The 20,578-nt window shown below is 68.4% G+C and carries 1 protein-coding gene (only partly in view); it reads left to right on the plus strand.

Annotation, left to right across the window (positions count from 1 at the left end; all coding sequences use genetic code 11):
- Positions 1-20,535, plus strand: partial view of a CARDB domain-containing protein gene (locus tag AC1DZY_RS23420; RefSeq protein WP_476822567.1) — the 3' portion only. 12,087 nt of this gene lie to the left of the window's left edge; only the last 20,535 of its 32,622 coding nucleotides appear in the window; its start codon lies off the left edge, out of view; it ends in the stop codon at positions 20,533-20,535.
- Positions 20,536-20,578: the final 43 nt, after the last annotated feature.

Here is a 20,578-nt window from a genome sequence, read left to right on the forward strand (position 1 = left end):
CCGCTGCTGCTCAACCAGCCGCTTTCGGGCGTGCTTTCGACCGGCACCGAGCAGCTCTACAAGATCACCGTCGGCGAGGGCGAGACGCTGCGCATCCGCCTCGACGGCCTGTCCGACGCCGCCGACAACGAACTCTACATCCGCTATGGCGATGCGCCGACGCCGGCAGCCTACGATGTCGCCTATACGCGCCCGCTGCAGGCCGATCAGGAGGTCGTCGTCCCGACGACGAAGCCCGGCGACTATTATGTGCTGGTGCGCGGGGCCAGGCAGCCGGCGCCGGCGACCGGCTTCACCCTGCTCGCCGAGACGCTGCCCTTCTCGATCACCAGCGTCACGCCCGACCAGGGCGGCGACGGCCGCTATGTCAGCGTCACCATCACCGGCGCGCGCTTCGGCGAGAACGCGCTGGTCAAGCTGATCCGGCCGGGCGTCGCCGAGTTCGAGCCGGTGCGCTACCAGGTCATCGACGCGACAAAGATCGTGGCGATCTACGATCTGACCGGCGCGCCGCGCGGGCTCTACGACATCGAGATCACCAATCCCGACGGCGAGACCACCTCGATCGCCTATCGCTATCTGATCGAGCCGGCGCAGACACCCGATGTCTCGCTGTCGCTGGGCGGACCGCGCATCGTTCCGGTCGGCACCAGCGGCATCTACAGCGTCGCGCTGCGCAACCTGACCAATCTCGACACGCCCTATGTCCGCTTCGACGTCTCGACGCCCGAACTCGGCGGCAACCCCTGGCTGTTTGGACTGCCCTTCGTCCAGGCGGCGACGAATATCGGCGGCGCTCCCGACGGCGCCGATGGCGGCGTGCCGTGGGCGAGCCTGACGCCGACGGTCAATATCGACGGCCGCCTGACCGCGCCGGGCTATGTCTTCGACGTCGGGGCGTCCGGCTATGTGCCGCTGACCTTCCAGGTCACCTCCTATCCCGGTTTGCAGGCGATCATCGACCGCGACTTCGCCTCGCTGCGCGCCTTCCTCTACGCCCGCGATCCGGCGCTGGCGGAAGCCGGCACGCTCGACGCCGGCATCGAGTCGCTGAGAACCTATGACGAGGCGCTCTACGCGATCTTCCGCAATCCGACACTGGACGTGATCGACAAGGCGATCGCGCCGTTCATCCCGTTCCAGTTCTATGTCGCCGCCAGCGCGACCGCGATGACGCGCGAGGAGTTCGTCGCCGACCAGACCGCCGAAGCGCGCAGGCTGAGGCTCGCGATCCTCGCAGATCCTGCGGCAAGCGCAGCGCTGATGGTCATCGCCGCCGACCAGGACACCTTCGTCGCCGGCTATCTCGCCGCGCTCGAGGAGGCCGGGCTGTTGCGCCCCGAGGGCACCGCGCCGCCGATCCGCAGCACGCCGAAGGTGGCGAGCCTGGTCTCGACGCTGGCGATCGGGCTCGTGCTCGGCCCCGACGGCGACAAGATCATCAGCGACGGCAACCTGACCAGCTTCTTCACCTCCGTACGGCGCTGGTATGGCGATACGCCGGGCGAGAGCGCCCCGCTGGCGCGCAAGGACGTGCGCTATTCGGAGGAGCTCGGCTTCTACGAAGTGCCGGTGGCGCGGCTGCCGACAGCGGCGGAGGCCAATCTCGGCCTGACGCAGCCGACCTATTTCCAGGCCTACAATGTCTTCTCGCCCTTCGGAGACGATCGCAATCCACCCGATTTCGGCTCGGACGCCTCGACCGGCGAACTCCAGAGCTTCGACCTCCGGCGCTTCCTGGCGCAGTCGGCGCTGGCCGACGAGACCATCGCGGTGCTCGGACCGGAGGGTGCGGGCGCATCCAATTTCGTTCCGGCGGGCGCGGCGCTGCCGTTCCAGATCAGCTTCGGCAACCCTGCCGGCAGCGGCACGCCGGTGCGCGAGATCCGGATCGCTACGGAGCTCGATTCCTCGCTCGACCTCTCCAGCTTCCGCCTGGGGACGCTGACGATCGGCGACATCACCGTCGGCGTGCCGACCGACCGCGTCCGCTTCCAGGCCGATTTCGACTTCTCGGCCTCGAAGGGCTTCGTGCTGCGTGTCTCCGCCGGCCTCGACGAGGCCAGCCGGATCGCGACCTGGCTGGTCCAGGCGATCGACCCGGCGACCGGCGAGGTTCTGCGCACGGGCGCTGCCGGCCTGCTCGGCATCGCCGGCAGCGGCTCGGGCGCGCGCGGCTCGGTGTCCTACACCGTCCAGTCGCGCGACGGGGCGGCCAGCGGCGCGGTCGTCACGGCGGTAGCGAGCGCCTCGTTCGATGGCCGGCCGGCTGTCGCTTCGGCGGCCGCGACGGCCAGGCTCGACCTCGTCGCTCCGGTCACCGACCTGACGGTGCGCGGCGTCGGCGGCGGCGTTTATGACCTTTCATGGGTTGCGACCGACCCCGGCGGCAGCGCTGCGTCCGGCGTTCGCCATGTCAGCCTCTACGCGGCCGAGGGCGACGGCGCCTTCACACTGGTGGCCGGACAGTTGACCGGGTCGAGCTTCGTCTTCGCCGGGATCGAGGGCCGCAGCTACCGCTTCCTGGCGCTGGCCACCGACATGGCCGGCAACCGCGAGCGCAACCCCGGCACGGGCGAGGTCGCCTCCGACGGCTTCGTCGTCAATCTGGGCGGCACGGCTCCTGCCGAGACCACGGCGGAGACGCCGACACAGGCGCCGCCGCCCGCCAGTGGCGGCACGGCCAACGCCTTGTTCCTGCAAGCCGAGCAGGCCGTGCCCGCGCCGGCCTCGACCGCGCGGCCGAGCGGCTACGCCATCGCGATCGCGCCCTTTGCAGTCGAGCGCTTCGCAGTCGGCCTCGGGCAGAGCGGCGTCGGTGTCGGCGTCCTGGCGCTGGCTGAGGCGTCCGACGGCACGATCATCGCCAGCGGCGGGCCCAATCGCGGCTCGCTCTTCCGGCTCGGCCGCGACGGCGGGGTTGCGGGCGAAGCCTTTGCGACGCTCGATACGCCGATTTTCGCGCTGGTCTTCGACGGGCAGGGCCGGCTCTGGGCCTCGACTGGCGGCGACGCGCTGCTGCAGCTCGACCCGACGACGGGCGCGGTTCTGGCGCGCTACGGCACCAGCGTCACCCAGGCTCTGGCCGTGCAGCCCGCGACCGGGCTGATCTATGTCTCGACCGGGGATGGCGTCGCGATCTTCGATCCTCAGACCGGCGTGTTCCAGCCGTTCTCCCGCGTCCGCGTCGACGCGCTCGGCTTCGATCCCGACGGCAAGCTCTGGGCTACGAGCTGGCCCGATCGCGGCTCGCTCTACACCTTCGACGCCGCCGGCAAGGCGCAGATCGTCGTCGAGCTCGACCTCGCGATCGACTCGTTCGCCTTCGGCCGCTCGGGCACACCTTTCGTCGGGCTCGTCTTCATCAGCGAGAACGGCGGAGCCGGCCTGACGGACGGCGGCGGCGGTCATCTGCTTGCGCTCGATCTCGCGACGCGGCGGCTGACGCCGGTCGCGCTGGCCGGCGAACGCGGCGAACAGGTCATCGCCACCGCCGACGGCCGTATCCTGGTGGCGCAGACGCTCGGCATCGACGTGGTCTCGCCACGCGTGGTGCCGCGCATCATCGCGACGACGCCGGTCGACGGAGCGCTGGTGCCGCGCGCGCTGCCGCTGTTCACGGCGATCTTCTCGACCGACATGGCCCGGCTGGGCGCCAGCGACCCACGCTCGGTCGAGAACCCACTGAACTACCAGATCATCCGCGACGACGGGCTTATCACGCCGATCCAGTCGGTGACCTATGACGCTGCGACGCGGACGGTCCGGCTCGCGACCGGGCTGTTGCCGCCCGGCAGCCATGCACTGCGTTTTTCGCCGACGATCGAGAGCGCACTGGGCGTCCAGCTTGGCACGGTCGCGGATGTCGAGTTCTCGACGCTGATCGACCTCAGCGACGTGCTGACGCTGACCTTCACCGGCACACGCTCGAACCGCAGCGACGGCAGCATCTCCTATGACGTCTCGGTCACCAACACCGGGCCACAGGACATCTACGGACCGCTGACGCTGCTGATCGACCCTGCGAGCGACTTCGCCGGCCGCCCCGTCGGCGGCGTCGCCGATACCGGCGGCGTCTGGCTGATCGACATCAGCGCCGAGATCGACCAGCGCGCCGGCCGGCTGCGCCCGGGCGAGACCGTCTCGGGCCAGACCGTCACCATCGTCGGGCAGGGCGCCCAGGCCGTCCATGTCGGGCACGGCATCTTCGCGCTCGCGCCGCTGAATCTCGCGCCCGTCATCACCTCGCAGGTGTCCGAGGATGCTGTCGCCGGGACGCCTTACGTCTATCAGGCCGTCGCGGCCGACGAAGCCGTCAACCAGTTGACCTGGCTCCTGCTGAACGGGCCGTCGGGAGCGGTGCTCGATGCATCGGGCAGGTTCAGCTTTACACCGACCGCCGCGACGCCCGCCGAGGTCGCCGTCACCATCCGCGTCATCGACCGGTTCGGGGCCTATGCCGAGCAGAGCTTCTCGCTTGTGGTCGAGGGCGGAAACGCCGCCCCGACGGTCCAGGAAGTCGCGCCCGATGTCACGATCATTGCCGGGCAGACCCTGTCGTTGACGCTTCTCGCGAGCGACCCCGAAGGCCGCCGCCTGATCTACAATGCCGACATGCTGCCGCCGGGCGCGCGCTTCGATGTCGCGACCAACACGCTGGTCTGGACGCCGGGCTTCGGGCAGGCCGGAATCTACCGCGATGTGACGCTAACCGTGAGCGATGGGGTCAACCTCGTCACCCGGACCATGACCGTGACCGTCAGGCCCGTCGATGCGCCGCCAGTGCTCGCGCCGATTCCCGACATCTCGGTCGCGCAGGGTGATCCGCTGCGCATCACCCTGCGCGGTCAGGACCCCAATGGCGGGCCGGTGATCTATTCCAGCCTGTTCCTGCCGCCGGGTTCCGATCTCGACCCGGTGACCGGCATCTTCGAATGGACGCCGGACTACACGACCGCTGGTGTGTACGATGTACCGTTCCGCGTCACCGACGGGACCAGCCTGACGACGCGCACAGCCCGCATCACCGTGCTCAACGTCAATGCCGCGCCGGTATTCGTACCACGCGGGCCGTTCCTGCTGAGCGAAGGACAGCCGATCGCGCTGTCGCTGTCTGCCACCGACCCCGACAATCCGTTCTATGTTCCGCCCTCGCGCAACGCTGCCGGTGTGCTGGTCAACGTCGAGGACGGCCCGGCTGCGACGATGAGCTATCGCGTCGAAGGCCTGCCGACGGGCGCGAGCTTCGACGTCGATACGCAGCGCTTTGCCTGGATACCGGGTTACGACCAGGCCGGCATCCACGAACTCAGGGTGTTCGCGACCGATACGGGCGATGGCGGCGCGCCGCTCACCACAATGACGGTGGTGCGCTTCGAGGTGACCAACGCCAACCGCCCGCCGGTGGTGGCGCCGATCGCCAACACCACGGTCGCGGCCGGGGCGAGCCTCGACATCCCGATCGTCGCCACCGACCTCGACGGCGACGCGCCGGCGCTGACCGTCGTGCTGCAGCCGGCCTTCGCGTCCGGCCAGCTCAATCTCTCGGTCACGCCGATCACGCTGGGGGCCGACAGCGGCTTCATCCGCTTCATCGCCGGGCCCAACGGCACCGGCACGCTGCGGGTCTCGCCGACCGCTTTCGAGCGCGGCAACTACGTCATCACCATCCGCGCCGCCGATGGGGTCGAGAGCGATCTCAGCGGCGAGGCCCGCTTCGTGCTGAGCGTCACCGCGCCGAGCGTCCCGCCGCGTTTCGCGCCGATCGGCGACAAGGTCGCGCTGATCGGCCAGCCGCTCGTCTTCGACGTGCTGGCGCGCGATCCCGACCAGGGGCCGCTGACCTTCTCGGCCGACAACCTGCCGGCGGGCGCGACCTTCCTCGGCCTCTCGACCTATGGCGTGGCGCGTTTCAGCTGGACGCCGACCGAGGCGGATGCCGGCGTCAAGTCGGTAACGCTGCGCGTCAGCGACAATGGCGGCGGCAACCCGGCGCTGGTCGGCGCCGACAGCGTCACGATTTCGCTGCGGGTGCGGGCGACGAACGCCGCGCCGGTGATCGCGGCGATTCCCGAACAAAGCGTCGCCGAGGGCGGGGTGCTCGTGATCACGCCGAGCGCGGGCGATCCCGACGGCGACCCGCTGAGCTTCACGGTGTCGGGCCTGCCGGGCGGCGCGAGCCTCGATCCGCGCAGCGGCGTCATCACCTTCAGGCCGAGCTTCGAGCAGGCGGGGCGCTATGAAGGCGTCACCCTGATGGCGAGCGACGGGCAGCTCTCGACCAGCACGACCTTTGCGCTGGTGGTGACGCCGGTGAACCGCGCTCCGCTGCTCGCCCCGATGTTCGCGCAAAGCGGCCGCGAAGGGACGTCGCTGAGCTTCCAGCTCGTCGGCGCGGATCCCGACGGCGAGGCGGTCAGCTTCGCTGCGATCGGCACGCTGCCGGCCGGCGCGAAGCTCAACCCGGTCTCGGGCCTGTTCGAATGGACGCCGGGTTACGCCGCTGCCGGCGACTACACGCTGCGCTTCGCCGCGATCGACGCCAGCGGAGCGCGCGGCGAGGGCCAGGTGGTCCTGCGGATCGACAATGTCGCGCAGGTGCCGGTGCTCGACCTGTCGAACCACTCCGTCGTGCTCGGCCAGCCGCTGCAATTGCAGCTCGGCCTCGCCGCCATCGACCCCGGCGCGACGATTCTGTGGTCGGCCGCGGGGCTGCCTGCCGGCGCGGTGCTGGACGCAGCCACCGGCCTGCTGACCTGGACGCCTGGACCGGCGCAGAGCGGCGACTATCTGGTGCGGATCACCGCCACCAACGGTCCAGTCTCCTCGACCGAAGCCCTGATCCTGCGGGCCGGTCTTGCGCCGGAGCCGCCGGTGGTCAGCATCACCGCGACCCCATCGGGCGTTGCGCAGCCCGGCCAGCGGGTCACGCTTGGCGCGCGCGCCGCAGGGTTCTCAGACATCGCAAGCGTGACGCTGACCGTCGACGGCGCGCCCGTGACGCTGGACGCCCAGGGCCGCGGCTTCTTCACCCCCGTCGATCCCGGCCGTTACGTGCTGGTGGCGACCGCGACCGACGCCGACGGCCGAATCGGGACGCTGACGCGGATCCTGCGCGTCGCCGACCCGGCCGATGCGCAGGCGCCCGTGGTCGCGCTGACGGCGCTGCCCACCGGCGATGTCGGCGCGCCCGTCACGGTGCGCGGCTCGGTCTCCGACGCCAATCTCGACGGCTGGCGGCTCGATCTCGTGCGAGTCGCCACCGGCGCGGTGATGACTCTCGCAGCCGGCATTACGGGTCTCAACGGCGCGCTGGCTGCGCTCGATCCCGGCCTGTTCGAAACCGGCGGCTACCGGTTGAGGCTGGTCGCGAGCGATCTTGCCGGGCGGACCAGCGTGACCGAGATGGCGCTGGTGCTGAACGCCGCGCCGAGCGGCCGAGCCATCCGCGTCGAGGACGGGCTGACCGCGTTGCTGGGCGGCCATGCGATCACGCTGGCTTACGCCTATGACGACGCCACGCTCGACCGCGACATGGGACTTGGCGCGGGCTGGCGCCTGACACTGCGCGACGTCTTCGTCGAAACCGACCTGCCGCCCTCGGCGATCAGCGGCCTCAACGAACCTTTCCGCGACGGCACGCGCATCTTCATCACGACGCCCGATGGCGTGCGCCGCTCCTTCAGCTTCGACGGCCTGCGCGACGGCAGCGTCGTGTCGCCCACCTATGTCCCGGCCTTCAGCAGCGATGGCGGCTGGAGCCTGGCGGTCGAGGGGCGCAAGCTGACGCGGGTCGGCGGGGCCTATTTCGACCTGCTCACCGGCCTGCCCTTCGATCCGACGCGCGAAGGCGGCGCACCGCTCGTCCTCACCGGACCCGATGGCGCGCGCTACGAGATCAATGGCGGGCGCGGCGTCCGCTCGGTCACCTTTACCGACGGCGTCAGCTGGAGCATCACCGATGCCGGCGTCACCGCTTCCAACGGCGATCGCATCGCTTTCACCGAGAATGCCGACGGGCATCTCGGCAGCGTCACCGGGCCCGACGGCACGACGCTGCGCTATCTCTACGACGACAATGACCGGCTGATCGGCGTGCGCCGCACTGATGCGGCCGTCACAACGCTTTATGGCTACGACGCCAGCGGCAGGTTGGCTTTGGCCGCCGGCACGACGGGCGTGTCCTTCGATCCGCTGACCCGGGTCGCCTCGCCTCTGGCCGGATCGCTCGGGGCCACGGGCCGCGCCGTCGCGACCGCGACGACGGGCGTGCTGGCGGCCGGCGCAACCCAGTCCTTCGCGCTCGCCATCCGCCCGACCGAGGTCGAGACGGCGCTTGGCGGCGGCATGCTGCTTGGCGTCATCGTCACCGCCGAACCCGGCAGCGGGCTGGCGCCGGAGGTTCCGCGCCTGTCGGGGCTGACGGCGCTGATCTCGCGCAGCGGCGCTGGCGAGGCCTTCGCCCTGTTCCGGGTCGATGCGGCCGGGCTCGCCAGGCTCGATCTCTCGGCGCTGACGGGCGGCGCGTTCCGGCTGCAGCTCTTCATCGCCGGCGATGTCGACGGCTCGGGTGCGGTCGACGGCTCCGACGTCGTCGCGTTCGGGCAGGCCGTCGGCTCGCATCTCGGCGATGCGCGCTATGTCGCCCGCGCCGATGCCGATCACGACGGCGACATCGACGCCGACGACCGGGCGCTGCTCTACGCCAATTATGGCTTCAGCGTCGATCGCGCGCCCATCGTCGATACGACGACGCTCAAGACCTATGAGGGGCTCGGCATCGCGCCGACCGCGGCCCAGCTCGCCGCCGATCCCGAGGGCGCGGCGGTCTTCATCAGGCTGGTCGGAGCGCAGCACGGCGTCGCGACGCTGTCGGCCGACGGCGGCAGCGTGCTGTTCACGCCTGATGCCGGGTATACCGGGGCGGCGTCGTTCACGCTGATCGCCGATGATGGCTGGATGCAGAGCGGGCCGATCCTGGTTCCGGTTTCCGTATCGGATTCGGCGCTGGTCAAGATCGACTTCAGCGCGCGGGCGCCGCGTCTGGCGATCGGCGAAAGCCGGCCGATCATGATCAACGCCACCTTCGCCGACGGCGTCACCATGACCACCTCGGCGGCCTATGTGAACCTGCGCACCACCGAGGCCGATATCGCCTCGGTCGATGCATCGGGGCGGCTTGTCGGCCTGACGCAGGGCTATACGGTGCTGGAGGCCAGCCGCAACGCCGCCAGCGCGATCACGGCGGTCATGGTCGGCAGGCCGCTGACGAGCGATGACGAACTGCTGCTGTCGAGCGGCGTCACGGTCTATCCCGGCGCGGTGGCGCTGGCCTCGGGCGGCGGCACGCGCCTCGTCCAGATCCTGACCAACCCGGCCGAACCCGCGAGCAATCTCGCCAGCGACGCCGCGACGCGGATTGTCTCCTCGAATTCGGCCGTCGTCAGCGTCGGCCCCAATGCCCGGATCACCGGCCTCGCCGCCGGCCATGCCACTCTGACCATCATCCACAAGATGCTGGAGCAGCAGATCGAGATCACCGTCGCCGACGCGATCCTCGCCGAAAGCGCGATGCTCGGCGATGAAGGCGGCGTGCTGCGCAACGCCGACGGCTATCAGGTCGGCATTGCGCCGGGCGCGCTCGCACGGCCCGCCACGGTGGCGATCCGGACGCTGGGCCTCGCCGATCTCGGCCTGCCGCCGCCGCTCGACGACGGCTGGAGTTTCGGTGCGGGCTTCGAGCTCGATACCGGCAACGTGCCGCTGGGCGCGCCGGTGCAGTTTGCGATCCCGACGCCGACGCTGACGGCGGGCGACTACGTGATCTTCTACAAGCGCGGCCCGCTCGCCTATGAAGGCCAGATCGTCGAGGGCTGGATCGAGGTCGAATCCGGTCTCGTCGGCGCCGACGGCATCGCGCGCACGACCTCGCTGCCCCATCCGGGCGCAGCCGAAGCGGGCAAATACATCGCCATCGGCGCAGGCCAGGCGATGGGGGATGGCAAGACCTCGCTCGCGGCGGGCATGCTCAACCTCTCGGTCAGCCTGCTCGGGGCGCCGACCGGCGCGCAACGCAACGCGGTCGCCTCCTTGCAGTTGTCAGGCACCGTCGTCGGCGTGGTCGCGGCGCCGTTCGCGACGATGTTCCTCACTGTCGGGCGCGGCGTGAAGAACCTCTCGATCGGGGTGCTCGCGCCGCAGGGCCCGCTCGGCTTTACCAGCGCGACCGCCGAGATCCAGCCTGGCGCGGTGGCCAGCGCAAACTTCCAGATATTCGACACCACCAAGGGTGCGGACGCCAACGCGCCGTCGATCACCTCCGGTCAGGTCCGGTTCGATGCGCTGCCGGCGCCCGACGCGGATTCGCCGCCAGGTCCGACCGGCGCCTATGTCACGCTCGACACGGTTGGCCTCGACACCAACCTGCCGTTCCTGCCGCCGATCAACGGCCCGCTGCTCGATCGCGTCCGCATCGTCATGGGCAACGTCTCGGACGATCTGATCACCGACGAAGTGCTGCGCAGCGCGACCCCGGTCAAGATCGGCGGCGGCTGGGTCTTCCGGGCGGAGGCGATCGAGACCATCGGCCTGCTCGGGGGCAACCGCGTCTGGTTCCAGACGCCGCCGACGGTCGTGCTCGGCGAAGCTTCGATCCGTGTGCTCAGGCTCGAGAACGGCGTCCAGGCCGCCAAGAAGGACACCTCTCCAGGCGCCGTCGCCGGCGCCGCCGCCTCCAAAGCCGTCGCCGGCGTGCTTGGCAACGGCGCCGCCTATGAGCTGTCGGCCGCTTCCAGCGGCCAGTTCAAGTTCAGCGCCCTGACCTCGAACGTCTTCGTCGCGGTGGCAAACGGCGACTATGCCGATGGCAGCCCAATCAAGCGGCGCGACCAGATCGTCGTGATCAGCCCGACCGCTTCGACCGTCGACGGCGGTCCGGCGATCATCGCGCGCATCCCGATCGGCACCGTCGACCGCAACGGCAACGTCCTCGACGGCACCGGCCTGCCGGGCGACGTCCTGATGTCGGGCGACAACGCCCGCGCCTATGTCGCGCTGCGCGGCAAGGGCGGCGTCGCGGTCGTCGACACCATGCTTCTCAAGCAGGTCGACGTCGACCGCAAGCCTGGGGCCGACGGCGTCAACAACTCGGATTTCATCCATTTGCCGGAGGGAGCCGCACCGTCGGCGATGACCTTCGAGCCGAGCGGCCGCTATCTGATGGTCGCCGACTATTTCAAGGCGGTGATCTACGTCATCGACACCAAGCGCGACGTCGACAGCTATCACACGGTGGTGGCGACACTGACGCTGCGCGGCAACGGCATCCGCGACCTCGTCTATACGCCCGACGGCAAGGAGCTGATCGCGACCATGCCGAGCCCGACCGCGACCAGCGTGGTCCGCGGCGAAGACAATGGCGCGATCGCGATCATCACGCGGCCCGACATCTCCGCGATCCTGCAGGGCTCCAATTCGCCCAAGGGCGCGATCCCGACCGCCGCCGTGGTCAGCGAGTACCTGATCCGCGAAGTCAACGGCAACGCTCTCTACGAACCCTACGGGCTGAAGGTCATCGTCAGCCGCGAGGACGGCCAGCCGCGCATCGTCTACACCGACCGCTCCAACGAAGCCGCCGGCGTCGGCATCCTCAAGCGCGGGCCGAAGGGCTGGGTCGGCGACAAGACGATCAATGTGCAGCTGCCCCATGCGTCGGGCGGCTCCTTCGACGTCTCCGACGCGATCGACATCGTCATCAGTCCGGATCAGAAATTCGCCTTCGTCCTCGGCTTCGACCGCCTGACCTGGGGCGATCCGCAGCGCGATCCCTCGCTGATCACCACGCCGAGCTTCTTCGGCCTGCTCGGCGGCAACACGATTTTCCAGCCCGGCGGCTCGAATATCGGCATCATCGCCGATCCATTCGGCGCCAATCCGAAACTCGTCGCCGCGACCCGCATGATCCCGGAGGCCTGGGCCCAGGGGCTCAACATCTCCGACGACGGCAAATATTTGTACGCGTCCTATACCGGCCAGCATGCCGTGCTGGTGTTCGACGTCGCGGCTATCAGCAATCAGGTCAAACCGTTCGTCGATAACACCTATCGCTACGAGCGCCTGATCGGCATCGACGACGTCTGGGGCGGCTACGGCAGCAAGACCGAATATCTCCGGCTGTTCAATCCCGACACCGGCTTCTACTCGGCCTATCCGGGCACCTCGACACGGTTCAACGCCGACATCGACATCCGCGCTGATTTCGGGGTCAGGCTGGTCGATGGCGGGCCGGTTCTTTCGTCCTCCGTCCCAAATTCGCCGAACGCACCGCTCAATGTCGGCGGCTATCCGCGCGGCATCGGCGTGCAGGATTCGCTGCTGACCCTGCTCGAGCCCGGACAGGGCCAAACGGTCGAGGGGACGCTACCGACTTTCGCCTGGCGCGTGCTCAAGGGCGATGTCCGCACAGAACTCTTCGTCGCGGTGGCCGAGCCCGGGCAGGGCCTGTTCCCCGGCGACGAGAGCGACGAGCTCCAAAAAGAACTGATCGCGCTCGGCTTCCAGGCAACGTCGCTGGGCGAGGGCTCGACCCCATATGAGGGAGACGGCAACCGCAACCGCATCTACTCCAAGAGCTTCGCGCCGGTCGCCGCCGGCACCGAAATCCGCATCCAGTTGCCGAAGGGGCTGGAGCTGACCAGGGGGCAGACCTACTGGTGGGGTGTCCGCGCCTTCCCGCCCAATGCCTCGACCGTGGAAAAGGCCGATTTCTTCCAGGTCAAGCCGGCGGCCGACCAGGGCGGCTTCAGCTCGGTGACGATCGTCATCCCCGGCTACACGCCGCTCGACATCCTGCCGCTGGTGGATTCGAGCTATGCGAGCGCGGTCGCGCTTGCACAGGCGATCGCCACCCAGAACAAGGGTCTGGCCTTCACGCTCAATGCCCATAGCTGGGCTTCCGACTACATTTATGCGCCCGACGGTAATATCATCGGCTCGCGCGCTCCAGGCGTGGAATGGCAGCCGCTGACCGAGATCGGCAGCACACCGCAGCAGGCGCGCGGCAAGGCGCTGACGCTGGTGCTCGACTGGGATTCGGTGAAGTTCCTGTTCGACACCGGGTATACGGAAGCGGCGGCGGACGCCTTCTTCGCCAAGCTGCTGGCGCTGGACGGCCAGCTCACCAAGGCACTGTTCAATTCGCCGGTGCATCTGATCGGGATCGGGCGCGGCGCGGTCATCGCCAGTGAGATGTCGCAGCGCATGCTGAACTATTTCGGCGAGCTGCCCGGACAGCGCGGCGGCCGGCTGCCTGATCTGCACGTCACGACGCTCGATCCGCATGACCAGGCGCAGACGACGATGAACGTCGCGCTGCAGGACCTGATCGGGACCTTCGGTCATGTCGCGGAAGTGGCTGCGGGCGCTTCGGCGTTCGCGTCGGTAGCGCAGTTCCTGATTTCGCCCTTTACCGGCGGCGCGACCGCAGCCAGCGGCACGGTGACGGGGGGCGCGGCCATCACCTTCGGCGGCCTCGCCGCCTGGGCGAAAGCGTTCGAGAAGTCGATCAAGGTCAGCGGTCTCGCCGACCTCGCCTTCGGCGACTTCAGCGATCCCTCGATCCAGGTCTGGAAAGGCGTCGATTTCTGGGACAATTACTATCAGGATCTCGCCTACGACAATTCCAGCGCCTTCGGCCAGGCGCTGACCTTCGGCATCGGGCTGCTGCCGGTCTTCGGCTCCGTCGTCGGCGGGGTGACGCGGTTCACGTTGACGCCAAACGGGCGCTCGCTGCCGGGTGTCGACGCCGAGATCCAGCTCAATGGCCGGCCAGGCTTCATCTATGACGAGGCGATCTTCGGCACGGTCGGCATCGGCTCCGTCGACCGGCGCGTGACCTCCTGGTACACCGGCACGGCCAATCTCTCGCTGTCGGATCTCCCCGCCGGCTATCCCTATCGCAGCGAAGAGAATCTGATTTCGGCGATCACCCCGTTCAACACGCCGTTCCTGCCGACCGACCGTATCTGGCGGACCTTCGCCGACCGCGGCTTCGACAAGATCAGGCCGATCAGCCTGCTTGAGCCGTTCGCTACGCTGAACCCTTTCAATATCGTTCGGTCCGCGGGCGTTAATGCGCTCAACGGCCGCATCGGCGTCGATTTTCGCGCTTTCCGCAACATTGACGATCTCAAAGCCGACCCAAATACCGACCTGCAGGCCGGCTCCTGGTATTATAACCAGGAGATCACCAGCAAAGTCGGGATCATTCCGGCGATCGACCGGCGGCCCTGGGAGGGCATCGGCTCCGGTTGGTTCTATTCGGCCGCTGGCGGCGGCAAGGATGAACGGCCCAAGGCAGCAACCGAAGCGCAGGACAAGCAGGCGAGGATCGACGCCGACGCGATCGCGTCCGTCTTCAACGGCGACTTCCAGGCTGGCAAGGCCCCGCTCTACGGACGCAGCGTGACCGGCTTCTACCTGCCGGGCTGGGCGCTGCAGGGCGGCTCCGGCAGCTTCGCCCAGGTGCTGAACCTGAGCCCCCGCTTCAATCAGGGCGCTCTCGATTCGCTGCTGCATTCGGTCGAAAAGCTGTTCTCGCGCGAGACGCTGGAGCGGATTGGCAGCTTTCTAGACAATATCGGCTCGACGATCGGCGATCTTTTCAACACCGTGAAGGACTCGCTCGGAAAGCTCAGCATCGCCTCCGCGCCGAAGGATTCGCAGGCCGCGATCAAGGCCTTCGCCGACGCGCTCGCCCAAGGCACCGCCGCCGTCGTCAAGGCGATCAAGGCGGGCGGCGCGACCATCGCCGGCGAACTGAAGGATCTCCTGGACGCGCTGCTCTCTCGTTCGAAGACGATCACAACGGCTCCGGCGGCCAAGAAGCCGGGTGGCTCGTTCAACGATTTCGGCGTCGATCTGGCGCTCGATCTCGGGATCTGGGCGATCAAGTTCGTCCAGGCGAACCTGATCGACTGGTCCTACAACCTGTCCCGGTTCGATCTCGTTCACAACGAGATGGTGATCCCGAATGACATGGACTATCTCGGCTTCGACCTGCAGCTCGGCTACAACGTCACGGACCTGATCGACTGGACCTCGCTCAACATCGGGCAGGCCGGGGTCGAGGTGCGCTTCATCGTCGACGATGGAACGCCCGACGGTCACTCGGAATTCCTCGGCTTCGCATCGGTCCTGAACCCGGATGGGACGCTGAATTCCCGGTTCGTGCCGACTATCCCGGGCATTAACAAGGAGTTCGTGCGCGTCGGCGTCGATATTCCTCCGCATCTTCGCGGGAAGGCCGGACGGTTGTCCTTCTCGGCCATCAAGCCTGTCACCGTTCCGGGCTTGAGCGTCGTCTTCCCCGACTTCTTCATCGACAATATCGGGACCGCCGCCTTCAAGATCAACGAGACCAACGGCGCGGTCGACGACGGCGTCATCTTCCTGTCCGACGATCTCGGCTATTCGCCCGACACCTCGCAGGTGCTCAATCTCGGCGGCAGCCGCCTGAGCCAGCTCGTCGCGGGCTACAACAAGGACAGCGTCACCTTCACCAATACCGGCACCGAGACGATGACGCTGATCCTGAAGGGCAGCGGCGCCAATGATTTCCTCTACCTCGTCGATCCCGCCAACGTCGATCTCCACCTCGACAACACAACGAGCTTCCGGCTCGACCTGGCCTCCGGCGAGAAGAAGACCCTGACGTTCTATTCAGCGGTCACCCCTGCCTTCCTGCGGTCCATGGCCGACAAGGACGTGGTTCTTCTCGACGCCGACATCACCATTTCGGCCAGCACCCCGACCTCGCAGATCGGTTCGCAATCGCTCAAATTCTTCTATCTGCTCGACATCGCCGATCAAAACGCGCTCGACGGCACGCTGTCGCTACGCGACGCCCGCGAGGGCCAGACTGTGACGCTGGCGATCGACAAGCGCGACACCGCGCTCAAGCTCGATCTGAGCGCGTCGGCCCAGCCCTATTTTGCCATAAAATCGGAGACCATCGTCACCGGGCCGGATACGGCCGACAAGGTCACGCTGTCCTATACGGGCAATTTCGGCGCGTCCCCGTCGCAGGACAACCTGGCCGATGGACGCTCCCGTTCGGGCAAGGTGTTGCTGACCTACAAGGGCGCGGTGATCGGTAATTTCGACATCGCGGCGCGCACGCGCTCGACGACGACGGTCGACCTGACCAGCTTCCTCTCCAACGTCCAGGGCATGCTGACGCTGCTGGCGGGCGATGCCGATCGCTTCGTCGCGGCCGGCGGCACGCCGCCATCGAGCGCGGTTTCCGATTTCAACGGCCTGGCCCATGGCGATTACGATTCGCTGCCCACGCTGCTGCGCTTCATCCGCGACGATGTGGATGCGCCTGGCCAGGGCCGTCTCTTCGCCAATGACTATGCTGCCTTCCAGACCGCGATGATCGATGTCGTGCGCGCCTGGGCGAAGCCGCTGACCGATGCCGGGCTGCTAAAGCTGATTCTGCCCGAAGGCGTCGCCAACACCAGCGTAGGCGAGTTGACGGCTCAAGGTTTGGCTAAGAAGCCGCAGAACCTGCTCGGCATCGAAATCACAGCCGTGAAGGGCGGACGCGTCGATCCCGCCGACACGCCGGCGGGGCAGGGCCGCGATCCTAAAGACGAGCAGCGATTGAGCAATTCCGTGCTCGATCTCAGGACCGATCTGCTGTCGCAGACGCTGATCGATCCCACCAACCCGATCGGCTCGATCGGCGACGGCGTCGCGATCGACCCCAATCTGACGCTGGCCTCGCTGCGGTTTCGCCTGGAAAAGCTGCTGAACCCGACGGATGCCGACCGTTCCACTGTCATTCCCGGCGACAGGGGCGCCCAATCGGTGGCCCAGCGCGGCGTGACCTTCTCGGTCTATGGCGCACTGCGCCAACTCGGCGAGGTCGATGTTTCCGACCCGGCCGCCGTCACCGCGGCGCGGATCAAGGCGGGGCGGCTCTTCGGCGCGATCCTGGTGCACGAGCTCAGCCACACGCTAGGCCTGCCCGAGGAATATGACCCCAAGTCGTCGCATCAGCTGACGACGCCGGGCACCTATATGGGCCTCAACCCCGCCGACTATGTCACCGCCGACGCGAACTGGAAGCTGCCGGTCTCGGAGTTCGAGCGCCAGGCGCTGTGGCTCGCCACGAACCATGCGGCCCCGTCGACGACCTCGCCCTATGAACTTATGGGCGGCGATCTGCGCCAATTCGCCGACACGCTGCTGCATCTCACCAAGGCGACGCTGCTGCCGGCCTATGCCAAGAGCGCTGCGCCCGTCGCCAGCACGATCGTCTTCCAGCCCAGCGGCGAGCCCGATGACGGCACCGGCGTTGTGGCGGATCCGTTCAACCAGACTCTCGTCAGCAATGCGCAGCGCAACGCTCTCGCGGCGGATAACCTCGCGGTCTGGTCGGCGATCCCGATCGGCCCGGGCGCCCCGCTACGGAACGGCGCGTTCTCGGTCGGCGACGCCGCCGATCCCGGCTTTGGCTGGAGCCTTGCCGGCAGCGCGGTGGTGGCGGGCGGCGAACTCGACCTCGCCGAGAGCGCCAGCGTCACGAGCCGCGCCACGCAAAGCTTCACGCTGCCGGCGGGCGCGCATACGCTATCACTGACGATCAGCAACCTGACGCTGAATGCGGCCGAGGGACAGCCGCCCGACGCCTTCGAGATCGCGCTGCTGGCGCAGGACGGCAAGCCCGCCGTGGGCAGCATCGGGCGCTGGGGCTCCGACGCCCTGCTGAACATCCAGGCGGATGGCAGCTACAGCGCCGGACCGGCCGTCACCCTGCGCGGGCCGATGAACGGGCAGAACCTGTCGGGCTCGGGGCCGTTCGTCGTCGTGATCGATGTCAGCGGCATTCCGGCCGGGCAGCGCGTCACGCTCTATTTCGACCTGCTCGGTTTTGCCGCAGCCGATTCCCGCGTGCGGATCGACGACGTCGCCTTCGATGTCGCCAATCAGCCGCCGCTGGCCCGCCCGGTGACGGCAACGACCGATGCCCATGCGCCGGCGATCGCGATCGTCCCGGATGTCGTCGACCCCGACATCGGCGAGCGCTTCACCTACAGCCTTGATCGCACCGGGCTGGCCGGCCAGGTCACGCTGCGCGCCGATGGCGTCTTCATCTACGACCCCGGCAGCGCCTTCGACGGCCTGCCGATCGGCTCGTCGGGCCAGGACGGCTTCTCCTACACCGTGACCGACAGCGCGGGCGCAACTTCGACCGCGACGGTGACGGTCACTGTGCGCGCGCCGACCGTCGTCAACCAGCCGCCGCAGGCTCGGCCGGTGACGGCTGCGACATCGGCCGATGCCGCGCCGATCGTGATCCGCCCTGACGTGTCCGATCCCGATGCCGGCGAGCGCTTCACCTACGACCTCGATCGCACTGGGCTGCTCGGGCAGGTCACGCTGCGCGCCGACGGCGTCTTCGTCTACGATCCCGCCGGCGCCTTTAACGGCCTCCCGACCGGGACGGTCGGGCAGGACAGGTTCGTCTACACGGTGACCGACAGCGCCGGCGCTACGGCGAAGGCCAGCGTGACTGTCTCGGTGCGTGCCAAGGTCGTCACCGAGCCTGGTTCGCTCCTGCTCGTCGAAACCGCCGTGCTTGACGAGAACCGGCTTGCCGTCCGTTTCAACCAGGCCGTCGATGCCGATCGGATCGCTCTTTACGGCGACACGAGAGGCGAGATCGACCTCGCCTTGCGTGACGCCAATGGTGCGGCCATCGCCGGCAGCGTCCTGTTCGATCGTGACGGGCGCGGCTTCTCCTTCGTGCCGACGGCAGGTGCGCTCGGCGCGGGCGTCTACAGCCTGTTGCTGTCGGGCGGCCCGACCGGCTTCGTCGGCATCGCGGCAGGAGCGCTCGACGGCGACCGCAACGGCGAGGCCGGGGGCGATTTCCAGACGCAGTTGACGCTGTTTGCACGCAATGGCAGCACGGCTGCCGACACAGTGCGGCTCTCGCCCCTGCTCGCCCGCCCGGGCGAACGCCTGACATTTGGTGGGGCAGACGGCGTGCCGCTGACGCTGACCAGCGATGGCGGCGTCCGGAACATGATCGTCGAGCTCGAATTCGATCCGGCGCTGGTCGCGTTCCAGGGCATCGCCAATGGCGCCGGCTGGCCGGGCGACGCGACGCGCACGGTGACCACCACCACCGATGGCAGCGGCCATGTCCATGTGATGCTGGCGCTGACCTTCCCATCCGCGCCGCCGCCGGGCGCCCGCGAATTGCTGCGTTTCACCGGCGCGATGGCCGGCGGGGCGACGCCGCTGAGCGCCGGCGCCGTCGTGGTCCGCGTGCTCAGGATCAATGGAGAATCCGAGAACCTGCCGTCGGACGCTTATGCGCTGACCGTGGCGACTCGGCCAGGCGACGCCGACGGTGATGGTGTACTGACGGCTTTCGATACACTCTCCTTCGCGCTCTACACGGCAGGTCTGACGACGGGCCTGCCGGCATTCCCGCTGGTCGATCCTGCGCTGCTGACGGCGCTCGCCACAGGCGGCCCCGGTCCGACCGATCCGACTGGTCCTGGTGATCCGACCGGCCCCGGCGACCCGACCGGTCCGGGCGACCCGACTGGCCCCGGGCGGCCTGGCCTGCCGACCAATCTCGATGATGGTCTTGCCGGTCTGCCGATAGGCGGGAGTACGGCTGGCGGCCCGGGCGGGGTGATCCAGACGCCGTTCGGCCGCAACCCGTCGGGGCAGATTTCGACGACGGATCCGTTCGGCGGCTTCAGCAACGGCCTGAGCGAACTCGTGACGCTGTCGCTGCTGAGCAGCGGTACCTCGGTCGGGACGGGTTCCGGTTCGACCGCCACGGGCTCGGCGGGCGGCCGCGAGCGCGGCGCTTCGGCGGATGCCGGCACGGCGTCCGGCACGGGGAACGAGTTCCGGCAGGTCGGCAACCGCCTGTCGGACCCGACCGAGACCACAGGCTCGCTTGGCAGGCTGGCTTCGGGAGAGCTTCTGACAAGCGCTGCGGGGCTGCGCCGCGCCTGCCCCTATCTGCCTGCGGCAGGGCCGGCCTCGTTCAGCGATTTCATCGAGTTCATCGAGGAAAATTCCGACCTCAACCTGTCGACGAAATCGGCGGAAGGCGAAGGCATGCCATCGGACGATGAGCGCCTGGTGGCTGAGGCCGGACTCGCCGCGACAGAGTTGGTCGAGACCGGGGTGGATGGCGGCACGGCCGACACCGTTGAAGCAGAGGCTGCAGCCGTCGCGCCGCTTCGGATCACCAATGGCAGGACGATCGATGGTGCTGGCGTGATGCTTGGGGCTGCCGCTGCGGCGCTGGCGCTGCGGCGTCGCAATGCGCGGCGCGGCGCGGGTCCGATCATGCTGCCGGGCGAGGTCGAGGACGGGCCGCTTGCGGATGCGCTGTCGGCCGGTGAAAATCCCCGCCCGGCCGGCGACAGCGGCGCGCGTATCGATTTCCAGCGTCGGGCCGCGCCTCTGGCGCATGCCGGCTTGGGTGCGCAAGACTGACCGGGACGTCCCGGCTCGATTCCCAACAGAGAGGCTTTTCATC

The sequence above is a fragment of the Allobosea sp. P2_A10 genome (genome assembly GCF_056405115.1).